The organism is Agrobacterium sp. MCAB5 (assembly GCF_052114365.1).
GTDB lineage: Bacteria > Pseudomonadota > Alphaproteobacteria > Rhizobiales > Rhizobiaceae > Agrobacterium > Agrobacterium tumefaciens.
The window spans coordinates 1-469 of record NZ_JBFREP010000244.1; the positions used below are offsets into that span (position 1 = coordinate 1).

Annotated in this window: 1 protein-coding gene; it reads right to left on the bottom strand. The window is 62.0% G+C overall.

The genetic code is table 11. The features are described from left to right. Nucleotides 1–469: TCP-1/cpn60 chaperonin family protein (locus tag AB4Z23_RS28445; RefSeq protein ID WP_441361302.1), on the bottom strand; the 469-nt coding region annotated here is incomplete at both ends.

Below are 469 nucleotides of genomic sequence, written 5' to 3' on the forward strand. Positions count from 1 at the left end.
ACGACGATCGAACCTTCGGCCCCTGCATTCTCGGCGATCTGGCGAACGGGCGCCTCGATCGCCCGGCGGACGATGTCGATCCCAACCCACTGATCGTCGTTGGCTGTCGGCAGACCGTCCAAGGCCTTCACCGCGCGCAGCAGGGCAACACCGCCGCCTGGCAGGATTCCTTCCTCGACAGCGGCACGGGTCGCATGTAGGGCGTCATCGACGCGATCTTTCTTCTCCTTCACCTCGACTTCGGTCGATCCGCCGACACGGATGACAGCAACGCCGYCGGCGAGCTTGGCAAGACGTTCCTGCAGCTTTTCACGGTCGTAGTCTGAGGTGGTCTCCTCGATCTGGGCGCGGATTTGCGCGACGCGGCTATCGATCTCGCCCTTGGAGCCGACCCCATCGATGATGGTGGTGTTTTCCTTCTCGATCGCTACCTTCTTGGCGCGACCAAGCATCTCGAGAGTGACATTTT